This window comes from Fulvivirga ligni (assembly GCF_021389935.1).
Lineage (GTDB): Bacteria > Bacteroidota > Bacteroidia > Cytophagales > Cyclobacteriaceae > Fulvivirga > Fulvivirga ligni.
Window position 1 is genome coordinate 628,250 of the sequence record NZ_CP089979.1, and the last position, 23,841, is coordinate 652,090.

At 38.7% G+C, this 23,841-nt stretch carries 20 protein-coding genes; 6 read left to right on the forward strand and 14 right to left on the reverse strand.

Annotated features, from left to right (window positions below; all coding sequences use genetic code 11):
* From LVD16_RS02785 to LVD16_RS02795, 3 genes are all read left to right on the forward strand, one after another.
* Positions 1 to 582 carry a TetR/AcrR family transcriptional regulator gene (locus LVD16_RS02785; protein ID WP_233772063.1) on the forward strand — a complete coding sequence of 194 codons (582 nt, stop codon included), beginning with the start codon at positions 1 to 3 and terminating at the stop codon, positions 580 to 582.
* Positions 583 to 584: 2 nt separating this feature from the next.
* Positions 585 to 1,721 (forward strand): aminotransferase class V-fold PLP-dependent enzyme, encoded by a 1,137-nt coding sequence (locus tag LVD16_RS02790; protein WP_233772064.1) that lies wholly within the window; start codon positions 585 to 587, stop codon positions 1,719 to 1,721.
* 137 nt (positions 1,722 to 1,858) lie between these two features.
* A complete protein-coding gene (locus LVD16_RS02795; protein WP_233772065.1) occupies positions 1,859 to 2,836 on the forward strand; it encodes an acyloxyacyl hydrolase in 978 nt (325 codons plus the stop codon).
* Here the strand turns inward: LVD16_RS02795 and LVD16_RS02800 are convergent.
* From LVD16_RS02800 to LVD16_RS02815, 4 genes are all read right to left on the reverse strand, one after another.
* Positions 2,833 to 3,516: an OmpA family protein gene (locus tag LVD16_RS02800; RefSeq protein WP_233772066.1), complete on the reverse strand. Its 684-nt coding sequence runs from the start codon at positions 3,514 to 3,516 to the stop codon at positions 2,833 to 2,835. The genes LVD16_RS02795 and LVD16_RS02800 overlap by 4 nt on opposite strands.
* A 21-nt stretch (positions 3,517 to 3,537) precedes the next feature.
* Complete coding sequence (locus LVD16_RS02805) at positions 3,538 to 5,550, reverse strand: OmpA family protein (RefSeq protein ID WP_233772067.1); 2,013 nt, start codon at positions 5,548 to 5,550, stop codon at positions 3,538 to 3,540.
* A gap of 185 nt (positions 5,551 to 5,735) precedes the next feature.
* Positions 5,736 to 8,039: a patatin-like phospholipase family protein gene (locus tag LVD16_RS02810; protein WP_233772068.1), complete on the reverse strand. Its 2,304-nt coding sequence runs from the start codon at positions 8,037 to 8,039 to the stop codon at positions 5,736 to 5,738.
* A gap of 88 nt (positions 8,040 to 8,127) precedes the next feature.
* Positions 8,128 to 9,420 (reverse strand): peptidoglycan DD-metalloendopeptidase family protein, encoded by a 1,293-nt coding sequence (locus LVD16_RS02815; protein WP_233772069.1) that lies wholly within the window; start codon positions 9,418 to 9,420, stop codon positions 8,128 to 8,130.
* A gap of 175 nt (positions 9,421 to 9,595) precedes the next feature.
* On the opposite strand from LVD16_RS02815, the gene LVD16_RS02820 reads away from it, so the two are divergent.
* Positions 9,596 to 10,384 carry an SDR family oxidoreductase gene (locus LVD16_RS02820; RefSeq protein ID WP_233772070.1) on the forward strand — a complete coding sequence of 263 codons (789 nt, stop codon included), beginning with the start codon at positions 9,596 to 9,598 and terminating at the stop codon, positions 10,382 to 10,384.
* Here the strand turns inward: LVD16_RS02820 and LVD16_RS02825 are convergent, their stop codons facing one another.
* Complete coding sequence (locus tag LVD16_RS02825; RefSeq protein ID WP_233772071.1) at positions 10,385 to 13,087, reverse strand: ABC transporter permease; 2,703 nt, start codon at positions 13,085 to 13,087, stop codon at positions 10,385 to 10,387. It abuts the gene before it with no gap.
* 3 nt (positions 13,088 to 13,090) lie between these two features.
* A complete protein-coding gene (locus LVD16_RS02830; protein ID WP_233772072.1) occupies positions 13,091 to 13,426 on the reverse strand; it encodes a PadR family transcriptional regulator in 336 nt (111 codons plus the stop codon).
* Between the two features lie 250 nt (positions 13,427 to 13,676).
* On the opposite strand from LVD16_RS02830, the gene LVD16_RS02835 reads away from it, so the two are divergent.
* Both LVD16_RS02835 and LVD16_RS02840 read left to right on the forward strand, forming a co-directional pair.
* A complete protein-coding gene (locus LVD16_RS02835; protein ID WP_233772073.1) occupies positions 13,677 to 14,333 on the forward strand; it encodes an inorganic diphosphatase in 657 nt (218 codons plus the stop codon).
* Positions 14,330 to 15,193 carry a hypothetical protein gene (locus LVD16_RS02840; protein ID WP_233772074.1) on the forward strand — a complete coding sequence of 288 codons (864 nt, stop codon included), beginning with the start codon at positions 14,330 to 14,332 and terminating at the stop codon, positions 15,191 to 15,193. The genes LVD16_RS02835 and LVD16_RS02840 overlap by 4 nt, the downstream gene beginning before the upstream one ends.
* A gap of 5 nt (positions 15,194 to 15,198) precedes the next feature.
* Here the strand turns inward: LVD16_RS02840 and hutF are convergent, their stop codons facing one another.
* The 8 genes from hutF to LVD16_RS02880 form a co-directional block, all read right to left on the reverse strand.
* Entirely contained in the window at positions 15,199 to 16,563 is a 1,365-nt protein-coding gene (gene hutF / locus LVD16_RS02845) for a formimidoylglutamate deiminase (protein ID WP_233772075.1), read from the reverse strand.
* On the reverse strand, positions 16,563 to 17,363 hold the full coding sequence (locus LVD16_RS02850) for an N-formylglutamate amidohydrolase (protein WP_233772076.1): 801 nt from the start codon (positions 17,361 to 17,363) through the stop codon (positions 16,563 to 16,565). Before LVD16_RS02850 ends, hutF begins: the two co-directional genes overlap by 1 nt.
* A gap of 5 nt (positions 17,364 to 17,368) precedes the next feature.
* Positions 17,369 to 18,466 (reverse strand): glycoside hydrolase family 3 protein, encoded by a 1,098-nt coding sequence (locus tag LVD16_RS02855; protein WP_233772077.1) that lies wholly within the window; start codon positions 18,464 to 18,466, stop codon positions 17,369 to 17,371.
* Between the two features lies 1 nt (position 18,467).
* On the reverse strand, positions 18,468 to 19,769 hold the full coding sequence (locus LVD16_RS02860) for a D-alanyl-D-alanine carboxypeptidase (RefSeq protein WP_233772078.1): 1,302 nt from the start codon (positions 19,767 to 19,769) through the stop codon (positions 18,468 to 18,470).
* 25 nt (positions 19,770 to 19,794) lie between these two features.
* Positions 19,795 to 20,310, reverse strand: a complete 516-nt coding sequence (locus LVD16_RS02865) for a DinB family protein (RefSeq protein ID WP_233772079.1) — start codon at positions 20,308 to 20,310, stop codon at positions 19,795 to 19,797.
* 68 nt (positions 20,311 to 20,378) lie between these two features.
* On the reverse strand, positions 20,379 to 20,993 hold the full coding sequence (locus tag LVD16_RS02870; protein WP_233772080.1) for a thioredoxin family protein: 615 nt from the start codon (positions 20,991 to 20,993) through the stop codon (positions 20,379 to 20,381).
* A 12-nt stretch (positions 20,994 to 21,005) separates the two neighbouring features.
* Positions 21,006 to 21,482, reverse strand: coding sequence for a TlpA family protein disulfide reductase (locus tag LVD16_RS02875; RefSeq protein WP_233772081.1), 477 nt, complete (start codon positions 21,480 to 21,482; stop codon positions 21,006 to 21,008).
* Between the two features lie 567 nt (positions 21,483 to 22,049).
* Positions 22,050 to 23,825, reverse strand: a complete 1,776-nt coding sequence (locus LVD16_RS02880) for a chloride channel protein (RefSeq protein ID WP_233772082.1) — start codon at positions 23,823 to 23,825, stop codon at positions 22,050 to 22,052.
* Between the last annotated feature and the right edge of the window lie 16 nt (positions 23,826 to 23,841).

Below are 23,841 nucleotides of genomic sequence, written 5' to 3' on the forward strand. Positions count from 1 at the left end.
ATGCCGAGCCCAACCTTCGTAAACCTACCTGATGCTAAAAAGGAAAGGTTTATTCAAGAGGCTTTGAAAGAGTTCTCTGAAAAATCCTATGAACAAGCATCGGTTTCCAAAATAGTACGAAGGCTGAATATTGCGAAAGGTAGTGTTTATCAATATTTCACAGACAAATCCGATCTCTACCAATATTTAGTAAATACTGCTCGGAAGAGAAAAACTGATATATTTCTCAGCATCTACAATCAACCTGATCAGGATTTTGACATATGGTTCACCAGACTTTGTCTTGCAGAGATTAAATTTTCAGCAGAATTTTCAGAAATGCATAATTTACTTGAAAACGAAGCACTCATTAATCCATCAGCCTCTTCAGAACAATTATTTCTGCTAAGAAAAGAAGTTGATCACTTCGGCCATCAAATGAGACCAGGCGTTGATCATGGCAAACTGGCCTTTATTCTCAAAGCAACTAAAGATGCTCTTGTTTCTCAAAAATGGCCACACCAGGGTGTTAGCGATTATGAGATATTGGATAATATAAGTGAGGTGGTAAATTTACTCTTCAGTAAGTTCTCAAAGCAATAGTCATGAACAATTCCATTATACATCTAAACAATGCCGGTGCCTCTTTGGTATCCGAAAAGGTGCTTTCTGCTCAACTTGAGTACTTACAAATAGAAGCACAAAATGGAGGTTATGAAACCGCTGAGAAGTTTGATAGCCAGCTGGAAGAGTTCTATTCTGAGGCTGCAAAATTCATCAATGCCCGTGCGGATGAGATAGCATTTACAGAAAGTGCTACGGTAGCCTGGCAGCGTTCTTTCTTCTCTATTCCCTTTGAGGATGGCGACATCATTTTAACTTCCAAGATTGAATACGCCAGTAATTTTATTGCTTTCCTCAATCTTCAGAAAGAAAAGAAAATTAATATTAAGGTCATCCCTAGCACAGGAACCGGCGAAGTTGACCTAAAAGAGCTAGAAAATCTTATTAGTCCCCAAGTTAAACTTATAGCTATCACTCATATTCCTACCAATGGTGGAATTGTTAATCCTGCAGAAGAAGTTGGGAAAATAGCGAGTGCACACAACATTTTGTATCTACTGGATTCGTGCCAATCAGTAGGCCAATATCCATTAGATGTTAAAAAAATTCAATGTGACTTCCTTACTGCCACCGGTAGGAAGTTTTTAAGAGGCCCCAGAGGCACTGGTTTTTTGTTTATAAAAAAAGCTACCATTGAAAGGTTAAGGCCTCAAAATCTTGACCTACATTCAGCCGAATGGACTTCGATAAATAGTTATGAACAAAGGCAGGATGGCAGAGCCTTTGAAACCTGGGAAACTAATCTAGCAGCCAAGCTTGGACTTACAATTGCCTTGAAAGCAGCAAATGAGATGGGTTCGACAGAAATTTGGAAGCAAATAACAGCTCTGAGCAACTACATGAGAGAACAGCTATCTGCCATCAATAACATAGATGTGCATGATTTAGGGATTGTTAAATCTGGTATTATCACATTAACTAGTCATATACCAGCTGATGAAATTCAATCTGAATTGGCCAAAGCTAACATCAACGTATCTTTGACCTCCAAAAATGGTACTCTCCTGGACATGGAGGAAAGACATTTGGATAAGATGATTAGAGCTTCCGTTCATTATTACAACACCAAAGAAGAAATAGATACATTCATAAAAACATTAAAAAGCATAGTCTCTTGAAGCTAAAACCTATTATTTTTTGCCTACTAATATGTAGCGCGGTATCCATTCATTTTTTACGTGCTCAAGACAAAAAACCAGCCTGGTCTTATGGTGCTAATCCTTATTATGGTGCGGTATTTCGTTATAAGACGGGCATGAAGAAGTTAGAATATACAAACCTTCACGGCATTGAACTTTACGCCACTAAGCATACAAATGGAAAACGTGCCTGGGAAAAGCTTTATAACTACCCACGTATTGGTTTCGGAGCGGGTTATTATAACTACATGGAACCGGAAGAACTTGGAAAGGCCTTTACTGCCACAAGCTCTATTGATGTTACCACCAATAGAAATAGTAAGAAAAATCAGTGGCGTTTAAACATTGGTACTGGCTTCGTATACTCCACTAAACGATTTGATGCTGAAACGAATCCGAATAATAAAGCAATAAGCAGCAAGGTAAGTTATGTGCTACGCGGAACTGTATACAGAGAGTTTTACCTCAACGAAAACCTATACCTGAATGCCAATCTATCATTCCGCCACTTTTCAAATGGCCGATTAAACATCCCAAATAATGGCATGAATTTCCCTATTGTAGGTGTGGGCCTCAGGTATTTACCAAAACCAGCGGAAATTTTGACAGATTCTCCTTCCCCAGATATTGATCGTAAAATACATTTTAACCTAATGGCAGCCCGAGCCTGGAGAGAAGTGCTACAGGAAGATCATAAGCACTATGCTTACGCCCTAAGTTTCTATGCACAAAAGCAAATTAGTACTTACAACACTCTGTTGCTTGGGATGGATGCCTTCAAGTATGATGAAGAGTCTGTTGTTTTTGCCACCAATGTCCATAACTATCAAAAAGGTATTGAAGACGATAACCCAAATAGTGATGGCAGACAACTTGCCCTTACAATTGGCACAGAAATATTATTAGGAAAGCTACATATTATTTATCAGGCAGGAATTTACTTGTATAAACCTCAAGTATTCTATGAATCAAGTTGGTATCAGCGGTATGGCTTGAAATATCAAATCATTGATAAAGCCTTCATTAACACCTCATTAAAAACACATAGCCGAACAGCCGATATGGTTGAATTTGGACTGGGTGTAAGGATTTAATTTTCTAGGATACGAACCTCTACTCTTCTGTTACTACTTCTGGCAGCAGCATCGGTACCTCTGCTCATAGGTTGTGTTCCGCCAAAAGCTTTGGTTCGTATTCTTTTTTTAGAGATGCCTTTATCAATGAGATATTCTTTTACGGCATCTACTCTTCTTTGAGAGAGTTTCATGTTTTGCCTAGGGTTTCCTCTAAAATCCGTATGCCCTTCTAGCTGAATAATCATGTTTGGATTACCGTTAAGCATATTGGCAAGCTCATTTAATTCTTCATGAGAAGCATCAGTAATCTCGGCATTTCCAAGCGCAAAAATCAGTTTATCCAATCGGATAAGGTCCTGAAATGTATTAGGCTTGAGCTCTATGATCTTTTCGATCCTACCATTCTCCGCTTCTTCTACCTTGATGGTGGCCTCATATGGAAAATACCCTTCGGCAGACACCTTTAACTGATAATCCTTCTGGTTCTCCATGTTAAACGTAAAAGAATCTCCAGACATTACTCCTATTTTACTGCCGTAAGGTATACTTTCATACTTAACATGAGCCGCCAGAGGCTCTTTGGTAGAAGCATTAATCACCTTGCCGTTCACCAACGTTACAGTGGTATCAAGCGTTTGGCACCAGGCAAGTTCACCCAGTGAAATAGATATTAAAGTCAGTATAATCTTTACGTTCATAGACAACGGTGTTATATCTGGTTACTCTTTCATGATCTGGAACTCTACCCTTCTATTTTTACCTCTGCCTTCTGGTGTATCATTAGTAGCAACAGGCTTAGTTTCACCGAAGTATTTTACCTCCATTCTGCTTTTCTTTACACCTTTATCAGCTAAGTACTTGTACACAGCCGTAGCTCTATCTTTGGATAGGTTCATATTATATTTACTCTCTCCGGTGTTATCCGTATGACCTGTTATTGCCACCTCTAAAGAAGGTCTATCCTGCATAAGCTTAACCAATCTGTTTAGTTCTGGGTAAGATTCAGGCTTAACCGTGGCTTTATCAAAGTCAAAGAAAACATTGTTAAGCGTAACAAAAGACTCCTTTTCTATCGGAACAAGGAAGATATTCTTATCATTCACCTCAGTAGCATCACCTTCTTTAAAATTTCTCAGGTCAATGTTTTCGCTTTGAGGAATATAGCCATCAGCATCAGCTCTTACACCATACAACTCCCCAGCAGGCAGTAAAAGTTCGTAGTTACCTGTTTCTGCATTGGTTTCGTGCATTCCTATCTCCTTACCATCAGATAATCTCTCATAAACAACTTTTGCGCCAACTGGCTCTTTAGTTTTAGAATTTAAGAGTTTTCCTCTAACAGCGATAACCGGCTCAGGCTTTTTAAATACCGGCATGGCTACTCTGAAAATATCAAGGTCATCATCACTAACACCCTGAGAGTAGTAAGCAAAATCGCTGTTTCCTGGTATGTTAAAGAAAAGATCTTCATACTGAGAGTTAATGGTTGGACCAAGGTTTTCAGGCTCTGACCAGTTTGTCCAGGTATCATCCAGTCTCTTTGTTACGAATATGTCACTACCACCAAAACCACTGTATCCGTTAGATGAGAAATAAAGCGTAACATCATCCGCTGCTAAGAAAGGTGAGCTTTCCTCACCGGCTGTGTTCACTTTATTAGAAATGTTTAAAGGCTCAGTCCAGGTGCTGTCTGCTTTTATGAATGACACATATATATCTCTGTCGCCATAAGAGTCATCTCTCATCACTGACATTAAAAGTACCTTTCTATTGTTTGCCAAAAAGAAGTTAGCCTTTTCAGCATAATTATAATCTTCAGCTATGATCAAAGAAGATGGTTTAGACCAAGAACCGCTGGCATTAGAACTCACAGATACACCTGCGGCCATTTTTCCATTTTCAAGATATTGGTTTCCTAGAACAAGTAATACTGATTTACCATCAGGCGTTACGGAGCTCACAAAGTTAGGGCCACTGTTATTTAAAGTTGGTCCTGCATTTTGAGCCAGTTTCCACTCTCCATTTTCATCTAACTCAGAATACCAGATATCCTCTTCATCTTTAACACCACCCATGTTTTCCGGGTGATTCTTTCTTGAGAAGTAAAGCGTTTTACCGTCAGGTGAAAGCAATGGCTTGTATTCTTTGTATTTACTATTTACATTTTCACTTAGTCTTTCCTTTTCTATATCAGGGTTGATAAATTCAGGAATAGTTATTTCAGGAATAATAGGAAGGTCTGAATCAGATATAGCTACCGCATCTATACTGTAATATTCTGGAACCGCTGCACCATCAAATTCTATTTTTACAGATTTAACTTTATAAGGAGTCAGCTCCACAAACAGGTTAAGCATTCTACCTTTCAATGGCACTGTTTTCGGGCTGAAAGTATTAATTAAATACTCCTTATTTTCCTCATCAATGGCATATACTTTATAGATAGCACTTGGATTATAAGACTCTGCTATTGCAATCTGCCTGATCTGAATAGGATCAGCGAAACCTACAATGATATATTCCTTCTTATTCGCTCTTTCCGGCGTCCAGGCATTTGGGTTCTCACCTCCTGCCGGCAACACGTTTGGCTTTCCTAATATTTGATTAGCAGAGTATTGAACGGGCGTCAACTCTGATGAAAAATCGATCACTTCAGAAGCCCAGTGCACGGTTTGCGAGTAGGCCGAAATGCTAATAAATAGTAATAAAAGTAGCGGTAAAAATTTTTTCATAAATCTAGCAGGTTTAGTGTTCCCGAGGTAAACATAGACAATTTTTTGGATTGAATCCAAGCACAACGGAGTTAATAACTATTTACGTAAATTTAATTAAAACTTACACCTTACTAAAACGGTTTTATGTGATTTTTCCTATAATTTATTGATAAAACTAAGGTCTTTGTGCATTCAGGATAATTTTACTCAGTTGACCTTTTGTTAAACAGCAAAAAGCCTACATGCAACAAAACACCAAATTGGTTTTCCTTGTCATCATAGTAATTGGCTGATAATGAAATAGGTCCGATAGGACTATGAAGCACAAACATGCCTGATCCTGCGAAACTTACTCGATCTAATTCTGTATTAGGGAAATCAAAGTCAGTTTTATCCTTAAATAAATTGAACCCTTTAAAGGCGTATCCTTCAAGCCTAAAATCCAAATTAGGCCTTATATTAAATACATTCCTCCAACCGACTGCCAGATAATTGTAGGCCCTAAAGTTTTCAAGCATTAATGTCTTACTATCCTGCAAGGGGTAAAAGCCAGGGGCATTGATTACAGAACCATAATAATTTTCAAAAGTAGGCTGATTACTCAGAACCGCCTCTGCAATATATCCTGAGCTATATAATCCCTTTTTAACATATTGCTGCATAGTGGCTTTTACTCTAAACCAGTCATAATTGCCCTTAGAGCTGGTTGATGAAGGCTCAGCTGTAGTTCCAGGACTGTAGACCTCTTTTACATTAAAATAGTTCACACTGAATTCAAACGACTTTCCCTGATCCGGATATTGCTTTCGGTTCAGATCATTCCTCATGAAATACATGCCTATTTTAGCGCCTTTCATACCTAACTCATCTAAAGTATCTACAGAGGTTATAGAGGTTGAATTGGCAAAAAGGTCTTTATTATTAATGTAAGACCCACTGATTATTCCTTTAAGGTTAGGGCCTGCCGGGAAACCAATATTAAGTCCATATTTCCTATCCGTCCTTTGCAGAAACGTGGGTTTCTCTCCTTTAGCCAGAATATCATCTGAATCTATATAATCCCAGTTATTGTAGGTGAACTCAGGCTCAATATATAATTGATTAAATATTGGAAGGATTAACCTGGACTTCACCTGAGCACTTTTATAGAAGCTACCAGTGTAGAAGTTGGCCATATTCTTCAGCAAATAGTTATCGAAGTAATAATATTCGAGTCCAAGAAAGATTTGGCTTACATTTCTGGTGGCAATAGTTCCACCAATATCTACATTGAAGTTATTCCGCGGACGACCGTAGATTTCTAAACTGTAAGATTCTGACTCCTCATCAAAAGTGATGTCTGGGTAAATAGTCTGGAAAAAATTTTCTGAAACTAACTTAAAATAGCCCTCCTTTATATTCTCCAGATAAAGTGAGTTATACTTTTTTAGCTTAAACACACGGTCAATATATTTTCGCTGCTTGGAATTAAAACCATGGTAGTTTATGCCACTAAATTGCATAGGCCTATTCTTGCTAGTAAAAGTATTTCTTCTACTGGTGATAGACTCACATGACTCCCTTCGCTGAACTTTTGCCTTAATTTCATCCATGTGTTTCATAGCCCAGACATATCCGCTGTCTATCAGCGCCTCGGCTCTATTAAAATCAAAAGCAGTGTAGCCTTTTAAGTCAGGCTCTATGTATACACCTGATTCAGGAATAATTCGTGGGTCAGACTTATCCAGCAACATGAAAAGTAGAGAATTATTCAACAACTTTTCATCGCTGTCATAAGGGTAATCATTAAAAATTTTTGAGGAAACATTTACACCAATTACTACATCTGGTTCAAATTCTTTCAGGGCAACATCTACCGGAAAGTTGTTATAAATACCTCCATCAAATAAATATTTGCCATTAATTCTAATAGGCTTATAAAAGAATGGAACCGATAAGGTGGCTCGTAATGACTGGCTCAAAGAGCCCTTATCCATCACCACCTCATTTTGAGTAAATATATCTGCAGCCACTATTCTTGCTGGTACAAAAAGACTATCATATTTATATTTTGAATTAGCAGATGGTTGGGCAAAAAGCTCTGCGAGGGCAAAGTTCAAAGCCAGATCGCTGGCCAGGCTAGAACTGATGGACGCATTAAAGGTAGAATCTAAGGATAATTTTAAAGACAGAAATGAGGCATCAGGATCATCCCGATTAAAGTAATAGTTATAGCCTTTTTCCAATTCTCCATTCACCCAGTTACTGAAGGTGTGTGAAGTCATAATATCCTCTATTTCATCTGCAGAAAGACCTGCGGCGTAGGAACCAGAAACTATCCCTCCCATAGAGGTACCTACTACATAATCTATGGGTATGTTATTTTCCTCAAGCGCCTTAATCACTCCTACATGCGCAATTCCTTTTGCACCACCTCCACTCAGAACCAAAGCTACTTTTTGAGCACTACAGAAGTTCGCATGTATTAGAATGGCTACACACAGAAGCCAGAAGATATTACTACGCATACATAAGATCTAAATTCCCCTTTAAATCTAACAAAAAAAGCAAGACAAATATTGTCTTGCTTTACCATTATTAAGGATTGAAAAGTAGTTATTTGATTGTAGCCAGAACCGGTTCTTTCTCAGTAAATTGAATCAAATCCAATTTATTTTTCCATTCAGCCTTCTCAGTGTCATATCTTGCCATCATTTCCTTTTCTATAGGTTCTGATGGTGGAAGGTCTACTTGTAACGCATCTATTTGCACACCATTTTTCCAGAATCTGTAGCATAGGTGATTTCCAGTAGCTAAACCAGTGCTTCCTACATAACCTATAGTTTGATTCTGTCTTACTTTCATGCCAGGCTTAATACCAGAAGCAATTTTAGACATGTGCAGATATTGAGTGGTATAAGTAGAGTTATGTCTTATTTTAACGTAGTTTCCGTTATATTTTTTAAACTGAGCTTCTACAATAATTCCATCTCCCACAGATCTGATTGGTGTTCCTTTTGGAGCTGCGAAATCAGTTCCTCTGTGAGCCTTCCATCTTTTCTGTACTGGGTGATATCTGTTTCCAGAATACCTGGAGCTAATTCTTGAAAACTCAAGTGGATATCTTAATAAAGCTTTTCTTAAGCTATTACCATTTTCGTCAAAGTAGTCAACACCTTCACCCTGATCAAAGGCATAGGCATAATAGTCGTTTCCAAAATGCTCAAAGTAGATGGCTTTAATATCACCAATTCCTACTGACTGTCCGTCAACCAATTTGTCTTCGTATATTACCTTAAACTTATCTCCTCTTTGTAATCTGAAGAAGTCAAGCTGCCATGCAAATACGTCTACAAAGTCATTGGTTAGTTGTACAGGTAGGCCAAGTTCACTCATAGTTACAGAAAGGCTTGACTGGATAGTACCAGAAACTCCCTTTTCCATAATTTGAACTTCCTTCTGATGCTTTTGAATAGAGATTGAATCTCTTAGATTAAAAACCACATACTCGATTGGGCTTTGCTCATATACAAATGCCTTAGCAGTTTTAAGAGAATCCTGATCACAAATAAGTGTGTACTTCTTGTTAGCAGCAAGTTTTCTCACATCGAAGATATCACGAGACATAGCAGCTAATTTGAAAATAGCTTCTGTTGGCACGTTGTGAGCGGCTAAGATTTCAGAGATATTTTGGTTTCTCTTGATCTTGTCTTCAATTACTAACATTGAATCCACAGGCATACCGTACAAAAGGGTTGGCTCTGGAATTATCTCAGCCACCATTGTGGTAGTGTCACTGATGCTAGTAAGTTGGTTATTATCTTGTTGATCATTGATGGTAGGTACAATAAAATAAAGACCTACGGAAACTACGGCTAATGCAATTAGCCCGATATACTTCTTTGACATGTTGGTTTTAAAAGTTTAAAAAATTTGGCTAATGGAAACAATCAAAACACAAATTTGTGCATTTGATTTTTAATATTACAGAATAAGTAAGAAAATTGCCACTATTCATAAAATATTTTAATGTTTTACTTTCAACATCAGGGTTTAACTGCCTGATTTTAAATATAATCTACTAATGAATACCTCTATAAGTGTTCTTGGGTGTGGCTGGTTAGGGTTACCCCTGAGTAAGGAATTAGTTCAAAAAGGGTATTCCGTAAATGGATCGACCACCTCAGAAGGCAAAATTGATATAGTTTCAGCCACTGGCGCCACTCCATTTCTGCTAGACCTGTCCTCACCAGACTTACCAGAACAGTTTTTTTCTTCAGATATATTCATAGTTACGGTGCCTCCATCGTCAGGCAATTATGAATCTAATATGAAAAGGCTGGTAACGAGGCTGGAAAAGAAGAAGTTCCCTAAAATTATATTTATTAGCTCTAGCTCAGTTTACCCAAACACTAACCAATTAGTTAGGGAAAATGATGCGAAGGCTATCAAGTCATCTCACTCTGGAGTAACGTTGTTAGAAATAGAAAGGCTCTTCAATAAACCCGAATTTGACACAACCATCATCAGGTTCGCAGGATTATATGGACCTGACAGGCACCCAGGCCGATTCTTAAAACGCAAGTCACAGCTAACCAATGGAGGCAATCCTGTAAATCTGATTCACCTGGATGATTGCATTGCCATTATCTTGAAGATCATAGAAAGTAATAAATGGAACGAGGTGTTCAACGCCTGTGCTGATGAACACCCCTCCCGAAAAGAATTTTATACTAAGGCAAGCCAGAGTTTAGGGTTTGATATCCCCGAATTTACTGATGAGCAAGGTGATTATAAGATAGTAGATGCCTCGCATCTAAAAGAATCACTCGGCTACAGCTTTATTCACCCTGATCCAATGAACGATCTTTAGCTATTCACTTCTTAAAGAGTTAACAGGATTAGAAACTGCCGCCTTAAAGGCAATGTAGCCTACTGTAATACAGGCAACTACAAAAGACAAAATGCCTGCACTGAAATAAAGCAATGGGCCAATTTCAACCTTATAACTATAGGTAGCCAGCCATTTAGTTATGCCCCACCAGGCCAATGGGGCTGCTATTACAAAGGCTATGGCGATCAGCTTTCCGAATTCCTTAGAAAGCATCATCATTATGCCACTGACAGAGGCGCCAAGCACCTTTCTTATGCCTATTTCTTTAGTACGCTGATCAGCCATAAATGCGGCCAATGCTAGCAGGCCAAGGCAGCCAATAAAAATGGCTAAACCCGAAAAGATGGTGAAGATTTTGGCCAATCGCTCTTCTGATCGGTACATTCTGTCGTAGTCTTCATTTAAAAAAGAATAGTTTAGAGCAGATTCGGGGTTAAACCTGCTCCAGGTTTCTGATATAGATTCTAGTGAAGAGCTCAATTCTTCAGGCTTTAAGTTTACAGCAATAGTTTCTTTGCTATCACCTAACCGAAGGCCGGCAGGAGCTATATTATCCCGCAAAGATTCAAAATGAAAATCCTCTACCACACCTACTACATGGTAAGTAGTTACTTGATCTTTATTTACGCCACCCGTTTTAGGATCATAATCATAGGTGCTCACAGCTGCATCTTCCAGACTGGTAAAGCCATATTTTTTAAAGGCCGATTCGTTTAATATAATATTAGAAGAATCAGAAGTGTAGTTAGCCTTTAGGTTTCTGCCCATGATCATATTGATTTCCATGGTTGGAATGTAATGATCATCTACATTCCAAATTTGCATACTCACCAAGTTATCTTCCGTTGGCTCCTGCCCTTCTGGCCAAAAGGCATTATCTACCCTGTTATATCCTCTCACCGGCAAATAGCTGGATATCGTAACATTATTAACACCTTTCTGATCCAACAATTCATTTCTAAAAGACTGCTCCTTACCTTCAAGTAAGTGAGCATCATGAATGATTATGATCTGATCTTTATTGTAACCCAATTTCTTATGATGAATAAAGTTCAGCTGCTTATATACTGCTGCCGTGGCAATAATGAGTAAAATGCTTACAAAAAACTGAAACACAACTAGCGCACTTCTAAATCCACCTTGTGCAGCACCCTTACTCCACTTACCTTTTAACACCTGAGATGGCTTGAATGCACTTAATACAAAAGCCGGGTAAAGACCTGCGGCCACACCAATCATCAACATACCCGAGATGGTAATCACCCAAAACCAAATGCTTTGGAAGGGTATCACCATCTGCTTGGCCGCTATATAATTAAAGAATGGTAAAGAGGCTCCGGCCATGGCAAGCGCAATCATAAAAGCCACCAGGCACATTAAAATAGTTTCAGTAAGGAACTGCTTCATCAAATGCCCCTTCAAGGAGCCCAGTACCTTTCGTACCCCAACTTCTTTAGCACGATTGGCTGACCTTGCTGTAGACAGGTTCATGAAATTAATGCAAGCTATAATTAAGATGAAAATAGCTACTGCAGAAAAGAGATATACATAAGTAATATTACCTGTTGGGCCAATATCGAACAAGAAATTAGAGTGCAAGTATACTTGATCTAGAGGCTGAGTGTTCACATGAATAACACCACCTTCTGCCCTAAACTCCGCCAATGATTTACTCAAGTAATGTTCTATTTCTGGCTCTAAGTGTTTATCCAATAATCGGTTGATACCTGCTTCAATACTTTCCTGATCTACATCTGGCCTTACTAAAACATAGGTGAAAAAGTTATTACTAAACCACAGGTTGTTTTTGCTTGCCTCCAGAGAAGGCATAGAAAGGAAAAAGTCTGAAGATAGGTGGCTACTGGAAGGTATATCCTGGAACACTGCGGTAACAGCATATTCCTCACGGGGTCCGTCTCCGTTTTTAAACTTCAATATTTTACCAATGGGTGATTGACTCCCGAAATATTTAGAAGCAGCACTCTCACTTATTGCCACTTCGTTGGGCTTAGTCAACGGAGTTTGCGCATTACCTCTTGAAATAGATATAGTAAACACATCAAACAGCTGATTATCAGCATAGAGCACATCACCTTCACTGAATACTTCCTGGTCGTTAGCACTTACCATAAAATGCCCCAGGGATCTAAAACGAACTGCACTTTCAACTTCTGGCAGTTCTTCCATAAGTGCAGGCCCTAAAGGTGCAGGTAGCACGGGATAATGAAACTCTTGCTCCGCAAAATTCACATATCTACTTAGGCGGTAGATCCTATCCTTATTTACATGATGGCTATCATAGCTTAATTCTGAGGATACAAATAAGGCTATGATAAGACAGCAAGCTAAACCTACACTAAGGCCGAGAATATTTACTACTGAGTAAAATCTGTACTTAGCCAGATTCCTCAAGGCGATTTTAAGATGATTTTTAAACATGATGTTGTTGCTATTATTATTTATTTGCAGAGTTTGATGCTGGACCTTGAGGAGACTTTCTTCATGACCAAAGTTCTTGAGTGCCTGCTGGTAAGCTTCAATAAAACGGAGACCCTGATCCATTTTTTGCTCTACCAGGATACATATATGATCAATGAGTTCATCATCCAGACCATCTAAAACCACCCCTCTGTACCGTAAGTCTGAAATGATGTAGTTTATATGTTCATCATTCAGTTGCATAATCTATAACTGTGGTGAAATTTGCAGCACATTAAACATGGTATTGATGAAAGCCTCGAACTCTTGCACTTTCTCTACTACGGAAGATTTACCCGTAGCAGTAAGGCTGTAATATTTTCGAACTCGCTTCCCAAATGATTTCTTCTCTGTGGTCAGAAGTCCTTCTGCTTCCATTTTATGCAATGTGGGATAAAGAGCACCTTCGGTGAGAACCATTTTGCCATCAGATAACTCCTTTACTTTCTGTGTAATCTCGTAACCATACATGGTATCGTTATCTGCCAGTAATTTCAAAATGATGGTCTGTAATGTACCTTTTACCAGTTCAGTGCTATGCATAATTTTCTAATACATTAGATTCTTAGGTATTAATACACGTGCATTTATCTGAAAGGTTGTATTTGCTGAGAATTATTTTGGAATGGGCATAAAAAAACTGACTGCCAAACTATTATGCAGCCTACATAATAATCCGGCAGTCAGTTGTATGCTTAAAGTCGAGATGAAACAATTAACAACCTTAAACTTTTCTAAAAGTATGAAATTTTTGGAACTATAGCCTAACATTCACGTAATAATTTACTGCTTTATGACAGAATTTAAGAATAAAATCACTCTAATCGTTTTAGGAAAGTCTTTTCGTAGTTTTTTCAAGCATTTTAAGCATTTCAAACCTTTGCTAATACTGCTTTCGGCTATTATTCTCTATAGTTGTGATACAAATCACTATAATGCCTCTGTTTTTTCCTATAATGGCCACGTGCAAATGGTAGTAGAGATACCCGCCGGCACCAATGTGAAATATGAATTTAATCTACAATCAAAAACATTTGAAACAGATACTGTAGATGGTCTTCAAAGAACCGTACGTTTTCTACCCTATCCGGGTAATTACGGCTTTATCCCTTCTACGTTGATGGATTCTGCTAAAGGTGGTGATGGAGACGCGCTAGATGTACTTTTATTATCATCAGCCGCTGAGCAGGGGAAATTAATTGAAATTATACCGGTGGCGGTGTTAAAGCTTCTGGATCATGGTGAAAAGGACGATAAAATCATAGCAATTCCGGCTGATGAGAAGCTAAGAATGATTGACTGTGAAACCCTTACCTGTTTTCAGGAAGCTCATCCTAATGCTATTAAAATTATCAACTTATGGTTTACGGGGTATAAGGAAGATATGAAATTTGTAGGCTGGGGTGATGAAAGAGAAGCAATGGAAACTATTAATAACTGGAAGAAATGAGAAAAACTATAGTTGGCTTACTATTAGTATTATGTGCGTGTCATCAGAAAGATCATCTTAACACAGAAATTTTTGAGAAAGGTGTAGTTGGTAAAAAAATTGAAAACCCCAGAATAAATGAGGCTTCCGGGTTGGCAGCTTCTCGCAATCATCCAACCTACATTTGGACACACAATGATAGTGGGGACACTTCTAGAATTTATTTGACTAACCCTGATGGAGAAGACATTGCCACTTTTTACCTAGCCAATAAAAGTAACAGAGATTGGGAAGATATAGCCAGCGGTCCCGGACCGGAGACCGGTGTAAATTATCTATATGTAGGTGAAATTGGAGACAACTTTGGAAAAAATGATTTCAAATATATTTTCAGATTACCTGAACCACAGGTTGGAGACAGTACCGTGGTGAAGCAGGTAGAAACCATCGCCTTCAGGTATCCTGACAGGAACCGTGATGCCGAGTGCTTGCTGGTGGATCCGCTGACCAAAGACTTTTATGTTATCTCAAAAAGGGAACCGAATGTGATAGTTTATAAAGGGGCTTATCCTCAGCCAACAACTGAACCTTTTACTGTGGAAAAGCTTGGCCGCATACCCTATGATCATGTGGTCGGTGGTGACATTTCCCCTGATGGAATGGAGATATTGCTAAAAACCTATCAAAAGGTATTATACTGGAAGCGACAAAAGGGTGAAAGTGTATTTGATGCACTACAAAGACCGGCACAGGTAATACCCTATCTGGAGCAACCACAAGGAGAGGCCATAGCATGGTCAGCCGATGGCTCAGGATTTTATACAGTAAGTGAAGAAGCTCCCAACATTGAAGCTTCTATTCATTCTTATGCTCGCAAATAAATGAATTAACGAATATCCAGCCTCCTCAAAGTAGCTATAAAATTACTATAAATGGCTTCTCTATCAGGCTGATGTGAATATGATTTACCATCGACATAGGTATCTAAAACATGGCTGGAATCGGTAGAATAAATCAAAGTGGCCAACAAATTATCATCAGCGGTAGCAGCTAGCAATGGATTTTTAGCATTATAAACTACGGCATCGAAAGGCTTACCTACTTCAAAAAAGTTTTCAGAAGATTTTCCCATAGCGCGTCGGCCATTCATGATGAACTGTTCCAAAGCATACATAGAGCTGTCTTGGTTAGCATCTCCTAAAAATGTGCTTCTCTCATGAGAAATAAGTCTTTGACCATAATCCAACAGTCGTAATTCTTCCAATGGATTAAGGCTAATATGGCTATCTGTTCCAATAGACCATTTCCCCCTCAGCTTCTGATAATCTTTTAACCTGAATATACCATCACCCAGATTGCCTTCTGTGGTGGGACACAAAACCACGTTGGCACCGGAAGCGGCCACTCCATTAACTTCTTTATCATCCAGGTGCGTGGCGTGAACCAAATGATAGCTCTCATTAACATCCGAATTATCCAGCAGCCATTGAACTGGTCTGGTGCCCAGATACTCTTCCGCCCCGCTGATCTCCTGAAGCTGTTCTGACACATGAATATGAAAGGGCATTGATTCAGGCCGCTGATTCAAAGTTTGAATCACATCCTCAGGCTGCACTGCTCTTAGCGAATGAATGCCTATTCCCAGAGAAGCATGAGCATATTTATCGGTTACGGATCTACTCGCTTCTAACAGCTTTTGATAATCATCTATTGTGTTACTGATGAATCGGCGCTGCCTTTCTTGCGGCTCCATACCAAAACCACCCTTTTGATAGAACATGGGAACCAAAGTGATTTTGATGCCTGCCCTTTGTGCCGCTGAGACCAATCTTTCGCCAAGCTCTGCTAGATTGCCATAAGGCTTTCCATTTTTATCATGATGCACATAATGAAACTCTGCCACCTCCGAATAACCATGCCTCACCATCTCAGAATAGAGCATCGCGGCAATGTTCTCCAAATCTTCAGGGTCCATAGTGAGTGCTATCTTATACATAGTCTCTCGCCAAGCCCAGAAATCGTCGTTTGTACCTTGGGTAAATTTCTCAGCCAACCCCACCATGGCATATTGGAATGCATGACTATGGGCATTTTGAAAAGCAGGAAGTACCAATCCATCTATAAACTCAGCGGCGGAATTATTGGAATCAGCAGTAATAGATTTGATAATTCCATCATCATCTAACTCGATAAGTGGATTATTCACCCAGCCATCTCTTTGCAGAAGGCCTTTAAACCGAAGGGCTTTCATTAATTTTTCAGTGCTTTTATAAGTGCTTCAAAATTAGATTTTAGCAGAGTGCGCACATGCGAAGCTCTATCCATATCATAGTTAAGCTCTTTGTTATCCATGTAGTTTATCTTGCTCATCTCAAGCTGTAAGGCATGCTGGTTTTGATCAGGCTTACCAAAGTAACGTGTAAGATGGCCTCCTCTAAATGGGTAGTTATGCTCTAACTTAAATCTACCTGCGCGAAGCGCTCCTAATGAAGCCTCAATATATTCAGGAGCGGCGGTAACTTCATTGTTATCCCCTAATATGAGGTCGGGAAATACTTCTTTTCTTATTAAAGGCACGTACTGACGGATAGAATGTGCGTCCCAAAACAACACCTTTCCGAATTTAGATTTTAGATCATTTAATATCTCTTCTATCTTCCTGTAATAAGGCCAATAGTACTCCTGAAGCCTTCTGTCGATTTCCTTTGCATGAGGCATGTGCCCCTCTTTGTAAATGGGCTCTCCCGAGAAAGTGGTAGTAGGACAAAGGTCCGTAATTATGCGACCATCGTCATATAACGGTGCACTTTCCGGATCACGGTTTAGGTCTATAACCCATCGACTGTAGTTAGACGAAATCATGGTAATACCCATACCTGGAGCAAAATCATAAAGCTTATCAACAAACCAATCCGTATCATCCGGTGCCTTAATTAAATCCTGATTATAATGGTCTTTAATTTCTTCCGGAAATGCCGTGCCGCTGTGGGGCACGCTTATTAAAATGGGTACTTGTTCTTTGGTTGGATCTTGTATGTTGTATAAACTCATGAAAACTATTCTACTCCTTTTATTCTCTCTCTTTTAAGTTTAAGAATCCTTCTGTAAGATTCGTCTATTCTTGCTTCAGTAAGATCACCACTCTTTATAAGCTTCATAATAATATCATGCACAGTATCTACTGTTCTGTTTTCACTGCCCTGAATATTATTACTGAAGATCAATACATCAACGCCTGCCTGTATGGATAGTTTAATAGATTTTTCTAATCCATAATGCTTTGTTATAGCGTGCATCTGCATATCATCAGAAAACACTACACCATCATAGTTTAAGCTATCTCTTAGTAAACCAGTAACAATGGATTTAGACAATGTGCCTGGCAGTCCTTTTTTATCTAATTTTTTATTCACTATATGAGCAGTCATTACCGCATCTATCTCACCGTCTTTTATTAATGTAGAATATGGTGAAACTTCCTTGGCTTGCCAATACTCAGTAACATCTGCAATTCCTAAATGCGTATCAGAGTGTGAGCTGCCATGACCCGGAAAATGCTTAAGTACCGTAACAATATTGAATTTACGATGCGCTTCAATTACTTGCTCCGCCTGCATCGCCACGCTATCAGGGTTTTCGGAGTATGAACGATCTATCTTAGCTATAACTGGGTTATTCTTATTAATCGCCAAATCTACCACCGGAGCGAAATTCACGTTAAAGCCAAGTCCGGCCAAAGTGGAAGCTGTCATTTCAGCATAGAAGCGCGTACTGTCCATATTGGCCACCTGCCCCAAATAGGCTGCTGAAACCGTTTTAGGAAAGCCATATTTTTCTTTCAATCTGTTTACACGACCACCTTCTTGATCAATTGCCATGAAAAGAGGTAGTGGCGCTTCCTTTTGCAGTGTCCAGGTAAGCTGTTTTAGCTTAATATAAGAGTTAGTAGGGCTAATGTTTTTTTCAAAAAGAATGATTCCTCCCACTTTACCCTCTTTGATATCCTTTATAGTTGCATCATCAGGAGATATTTCTTTGCCTGGATAGCCGACTAAGAGCATCTGCCCAATTTTAAAATCAAGACTATCAATGACCTGAGCTTTGGCGTGAAAGCCAGCAATAAGCATTAGTACGGCAACAAAACCTTTCTTCATATCAATAATTTAAATATATATCCTGAAGAATCTGTTCCATTTTTCTTTTCACTGGACCCGACTTATCAGGGTAGTTGTTATTCATAAAGGCAAAAATATATAGTTTGCCCTTCTTTGTTCTTAAGAACCCACTAAGATTATGATTATTGCTTAGCGTACCTGTTTTTGCAAACAAATATGGTTCCTCACTTTTATAATATCGAGCTAAAGTGCCGGGCTGTCCTCCGGCTGGCAGTAGTGAAAACAGTCTTTCTTCGGGTATTTGCTGATATAATTTATGCCAAAGCCAAACCAGCGAGTTGGGCGTAAACAAATTATAGCGCGAAAGACCTGAACCGTCCATCCAAACAAACTCTTGCGGCGCATCCTTTAGTAACTCACCCAAGCCATAATCTAAGCCGGCTTGTGCTTTAAGTGAATCGGTGAGTACGCCAGCACAGGTAAGCAAAAGTTGCTCGGCAATGAAATTATCACTCTCCTGCATCATTTCCTGATAAGCAGAATCTGCTGCAATGCTATAAATCACTTGATGATCTTTCGGCATTTTAAGATTAACTAGCTGAACGTCCTTATGTAGCGTATCGGCCAGAATTTTGGTGAACAATATATCTGAATATCTAAATGGCAATTCAGTATTTATTCTCTTAGGAACAGGTGAAGGGAAATAGATAATATTGTTTGAATTATAATCCCTCACTAGCTCATCTTCTTTGTAAAGACTATCCCCCAGCCAAAAGTACTGCTTAAAAAAAGGTTGCTTTACTGTAAGAAACGGCTGGTTTTTATCTTTGGTCACTTCGATATTGTTACCGTAGATAGTAAAAGGAGCTTTCTCACTGGAAAAAGAGTAGAAGTAATCATCCCAAGCCCAACCTGGGCCAAAGTGGTAGTCATAAAAATTCTGGCCAGAAAAATAGAGTTCTTTTTCTGTGTTTGCCAGAAAGTCATAAACTTCACTATTCGGAAGATTTTTATTTAAGAATGAAGGATCCCCAGCACCCCAAAAAATCAAAGAATCGCCTTTTTCTTGATAATAAAGGCCTGGAATTGAATCTCCCAGCACATTTAAAGACAAGTATAAAGTGAGAATTTTGGTATTAGAGGCGGGAGTAAAATACTTATCGCCCTGATACGAAATTAATGTTTTCGACTCTGCAGGATCGTATAAAACAAAACCAGAATGATCATGAAACTCCTCTTCAAGAGCCACTACCTCACTAATAATATGTTTCTTATTTATACTGGAGCAAGACCAGGTGCACACCATTACTGAGAACAAACCCAGATAAATCGATAACTTCATTCTTGCAAAATACGAAAAAGCGCGACTAGGCCGAAAAATATCGTTCTTTTAATATTCTACGGTGATGAGCCTCATGGCCTATAATCAGATAACCTAAAGTATTCACTGACATGGCATAACCATTACAAGTACCCTCTCTCAGCAGCACCTCTTCATTAAAGCTAGAGAACAAATCAATGGTAGAAGCCCTTACATTGCCAAACTCTTCTAAAATCTGATAAAGCTTTCTATCATCTGCAAATGAAGCGTCTACATAGTCATTTTGCTCAAAACCAGGTAGAGATGTCTTGTCGTTTCTAGCGAATGCCAGAGCTCGATAAGCAAAGATCCTTTCTGAATCTATGATATGCACCAGCATTTGCTTAATACTCCATTTTCCTTCATCATATCTGTAGGATCCAGAAGCTTCAGGAATGGATTTTAGTAAATCCATCGTAATGTTGCCGTGATTGATTAAAGCCGGGATTAGTTTTTCGTCTTCTATTCCAGCTATGTAGCCCTGATAAAATTCAGGTACGATTTCCAGTTTTGGTTTTGCCATAAAAAAGAAGAGCTTCACCCCATACCGAAATATGAAGCAAAGCTCGATTAAGTAATATTGTTAGACTATTAAGCTTCTTTCCATTTAATAGAGCAGCCTATTGCTTTTGTTTTTGATGTTTCAGGATCTTTTCCTCCCAAAAGTGCATCAATGGCGTCCTCCACATACTTTTTGTCAGCAGCATCGGCATCTCTTGAGTTGTTATCAATAGCACCAATATAAGCTACTTTAAAATCAGCGCCAGTATTTTTCAGTAAAAAAACATGTGGAGTATTAGTAGCTCCAAAAGCTTTAGCTACATCCTGATTTAGATCCTGAACATAAGCATGCTTGTAGTCATGTTTTTTAGCATATTTCACCATTTCATCAAAGCTATCTCCTGGCTGGCGGCCTGGGTCATTACTGTTAATGGCCAATACTGGAAAGCCCTTTTCTGCATACATGCCATGTAATTCCTTAATTCTGGAATTATAAGCTTTAGACACTGGGCAGGTATTACAGTCAAAAATCAAAATAATACCTTTGTCATCTTTATAATCAGCCAGAGAAACCATATCTCCGCTTACATTTTTTAGTTTAAAATCCTTAACGGTATCTCCTACTGAATAACCGCCATCTGTTATTGGCTTGCCTGCAAAGAATGCGAGCAGACACAGCAATGCAAAAAGTTTAGACTTGATCATAATTTGGTTAGTTTAGTTCGACAATTCTTTAATGTGCTTTTCTAATTGTTCCTTTTTAAGCTCGCCTTCTACAAACACTCTTTTTCCCGTTTCCGGATTTATAATTAAAGTGGCCGGTATTGCCCCTGACCAACTTTTATCAACTCTATCAATCCATGAATTATAATCTATCTCGTCTAAAAGCATAATGTCCATTTCCCCATAGCCCTTTCGATCCACAAATTTGTTTACCTTATCAATGGCATCAGCGTAATCAAGACTTACTAAATGAACATCTACATTTCCTTGTGATGACAGCGTTTGGAACAAAGGCAATTCTTTCACACACGGCCCACACCAGGTAGCCCAGAAATTAATCACCTTTACTTTTTCACCTGATTCTTTTATCAGTGCTTCCAGCTTGTCATATTTCACCACTGGCACCTCTTGTGCTTTTGCTACAGCAGCGAAACTCAAAGTAAATAGAAGAATTAACGACAGATTTTTCATGAGTATAAATTACGGATATTCTCCTCAAAAGTTCAAAAATTGCAAATTTGAAAATTGTACTTTTTAAAGATTATAATTTTCAGACCATGTTGCTGCAAACTACAGCCATAACTACCTGAATAATATACTCCTAAATTAACCGTAACATATAGTTAATAGTAGAAAATACGTACGTAGTTCTTTTTTTTGATTTACCGGAGTAAAAGTTTTAGCCACTAAAAATGAGACTATTAGAAAAATAAGGGTGTAATATTTTGCGGTAAAAAGTGAGCTAGAAAGCAATGGCAGAAGTGCCCTGATTATACAAAATCAAGAATCCGAAAAGTCAATGAAAAGTTTTCCACAAAATCGATAACTTATCCACATTATCCACAGGTTAATACATAACTTATTGAAAAACAATTAGTTACGTATCAATCATTTAATGTTCACTTTGTGGACAACTAAAACCGAAAAAACAAAAGGACGCGAAAATAGGAAAAACAATAAACAATACAAGCCTAATTTACAGAAACAAAAATCTTTTTTTTCTTGCATGTTAAATGTAAGGTTAATCAGTTTAGTGATTTACTCCTGATTATGCCTAATTAGCTTCTTTCGGTAGGTATTGAAGATTCTGGACTTAGACAAAAAGCCTACGTACTTACCATTATCAATCACGGGAAGGTTCCAGGCCCCAGATAGCTCAAACTTGCGCATTACTGATTGCATATTTTCATGAGAGCTAATGTATGCCGGTGGGCTATGCATGTAGGTTTTAACTATGGTGGACTTCTGCTTATCCTGATCAAACATGATATTTCTTATATCATCTAGTGTTACTACGCCCAGCAGTTCTTGCTTTTCATTGACCACTGGAAATATGTTTCTTTTGGATATGCGAACGAGGTTTACCAACTCACCCAAGGTGGCGTGAGGATCAATCTTCAGAAGGTCTTTCTCTATGATCTTAGTCAGATCTATAAGCGATAGTACCTGCTTATCTTTATCATACTGAATGAGATCTCCACTTTCGATCAGGTGCTTGGTGTAAAGCGAATGTTTTTCAAAGAATGAACTTGTACTAAAGGAGATGGCAGACACCAGCATCAGCGGAACGAACAGCTCGTAGCCACTGGTTATTTCTGCTATTAAGAATATAGCTGTTAGTGGCGCATGAAGTACCCCACTCATCACGCCACACATGCCTACTAAGGTAAAATTACTGGTACTTGTATTTCCCCAGGTAATCACGTTAAGCATGGCAGCAAACAAATAACCTGTTACACCACCCAGAAATAGTGAAGGAGCAAATATACCACCACTACCACCGGAACCGATGGTGAGCGCTGATGCTACGGGCTTAATTAGAATAACTCCGAGAATAAATAAGAAAATGGCGATTACGTTATCTATCTCTGAAAAGAATAAACTGGTATCTAAAATTTCCAGCTCTTTACCGGCCAATAAAAGTTTAATGGTGTTATAACCTTCACCATATATTGGAGGAAATAGAAATATGATTACTCCTAATAACACCCCACCTACCAGTGCCCTACCAAAATAGTTTTTCACTCTTTTTATAAGCGCCTCTACTTTATAGGTTACTCTGGTAAAATATACAGAGACCAAGCCGCTGATTACCCCCAACAAAATATAATATGGCGTGTCTGACGCCTTAAAGCTATCCACCAGCTTGAATGAGAATAGCACATCATCACCTAATAATGTAATGGAAACCAATGTTCCTGACACAGAGGCTATGAGCAGCGGAATAAACATAGCAATGGTAACATCTGCCAGAATTACTTCCATGCTGAATATTACTCCCGCTACTGGGGAGTTAAATATCGCAGATACAGCTCCGGCTGCACCACAGCCTATAAGCAAACTCCGCTTTTTGGCATTCATGTGCATGAAGCGGCCTACATTGGAACCTATGGCCGAACCCGTAACTACTATAGGAGCCTCCAAACCTACTGAACCACCAAAACCAACAGTGATAGCACTGGTAATCATCCTGGAAAACATCTTTGTTCTCTTAATCAGGGCGGAGTTTTTAGAAATGTCATAAAGAATTTGGGTAATACCATGACCCATTTTCTCCTTGATAAAGTAATTAGTAAGAGCAACGGTGAGTAAGAGACCAATAAGAGGGAAGCCTATATAATAATAGTTTTCATCTTGCTTGTTGAAATGCCCCGTTAATTGGTGTTGAATGAAGTGAACAGTCTCTTTTAGCGAAACGGCAGCAATACCAGAAATAAGCCCAATAACTCCCGATAAGATTAGAACAAAATTTTTATTGCTTATATGTTTTATTCGCCAGACTAAAAATTTAACTAACGGGCTTTCGTGTTTCACATTCAATTCTCCTATA

Coding starts and splice junctions, on each gene's coding strand:
- LVD16_RS02785 (WP_233772063.1), top strand. CDS start 1: ATGCCGAGCCCAACCTTCGTAAACCTACCTGATGCTAAAAAGGAAAGG.
- LVD16_RS02790 (WP_233772064.1), top strand. CDS start 585: ATGAACAATTCCATTATACATCTAAACAATGCCGGTGCCTCTTTGGTA.
- LVD16_RS02795 (WP_233772065.1), top strand. CDS start 1,859: ATGAAGAAGTTAGAATATACAAACCTTCACGGCATTGAACTTTACGCC.
- LVD16_RS02800 (WP_233772066.1), bottom strand. CDS start 3,516: ATGAACGTAAAGATTATACTGACTTTAATATCTATTTCACTGGGTGAA.
- LVD16_RS02805 (WP_233772067.1), bottom strand. CDS start 5,550: ATGAAAAAATTTTTACCGCTACTTTTATTACTATTTATTAGCATTTCG.
- LVD16_RS02810 (WP_233772068.1), bottom strand. CDS start 8,039: ATGCGTAGTAATATCTTCTGGCTTCTGTGTGTAGCCATTCTAATACAT.
- LVD16_RS02815 (WP_233772069.1), bottom strand. CDS start 9,420: ATGTCAAAGAAGTATATCGGGCTAATTGCATTAGCCGTAGTTTCCGTA.
- LVD16_RS02820 (WP_233772070.1), top strand. CDS start 9,596: ATGAATACCTCTATAAGTGTTCTTGGGTGTGGCTGGTTAGGGTTACCC.
- LVD16_RS02825 (WP_233772071.1), bottom strand. CDS start 13,087: ATGCAACTGAATGATGAACATATAAACTACATCATTTCAGACTTACGG.
- LVD16_RS02830 (WP_233772072.1), bottom strand. CDS start 13,426: ATGCATAGCACTGAACTGGTAAAAGGTACATTACAGACCATCATTTTG.
- LVD16_RS02835 (WP_233772073.1), top strand. CDS start 13,677: ATGACAGAATTTAAGAATAAAATCACTCTAATCGTTTTAGGAAAGTCT.
- LVD16_RS02840 (WP_233772074.1), top strand. CDS start 14,330: ATGAGAAAAACTATAGTTGGCTTACTATTAGTATTATGTGCGTGTCAT.
- hutF (WP_233772075.1), bottom strand. CDS start 16,563: ATGAAAGCCCTTCGGTTTAAAGGCCTTCTGCAAAGAGATGGCTGGGTG.
- LVD16_RS02850 (WP_233772076.1), bottom strand. CDS start 17,363: ATGAGTTTATACAACATACAAGATCCAACCAAAGAACAAGTACCCATT.
- LVD16_RS02855 (WP_233772077.1), bottom strand. CDS start 18,466: ATGAAGAAAGGTTTTGTTGCCGTACTAATGCTTATTGCTGGCTTTCAC.
- LVD16_RS02860 (WP_233772078.1), bottom strand. CDS start 19,769: ATGAAGTTATCGATTTATCTGGGTTTGTTCTCAGTAATGGTGTGCACC.
- LVD16_RS02865 (WP_233772079.1), bottom strand. CDS start 20,310: ATGGCAAAACCAAAACTGGAAATCGTACCTGAATTTTATCAGGGCTAC.
- LVD16_RS02870 (WP_233772080.1), bottom strand. CDS start 20,993: ATGATCAAGTCTAAACTTTTTGCATTGCTGTGTCTGCTCGCATTCTTT.
- LVD16_RS02875 (WP_233772081.1), bottom strand. CDS start 21,482: ATGAAAAATCTGTCGTTAATTCTTCTATTTACTTTGAGTTTCGCTGCT.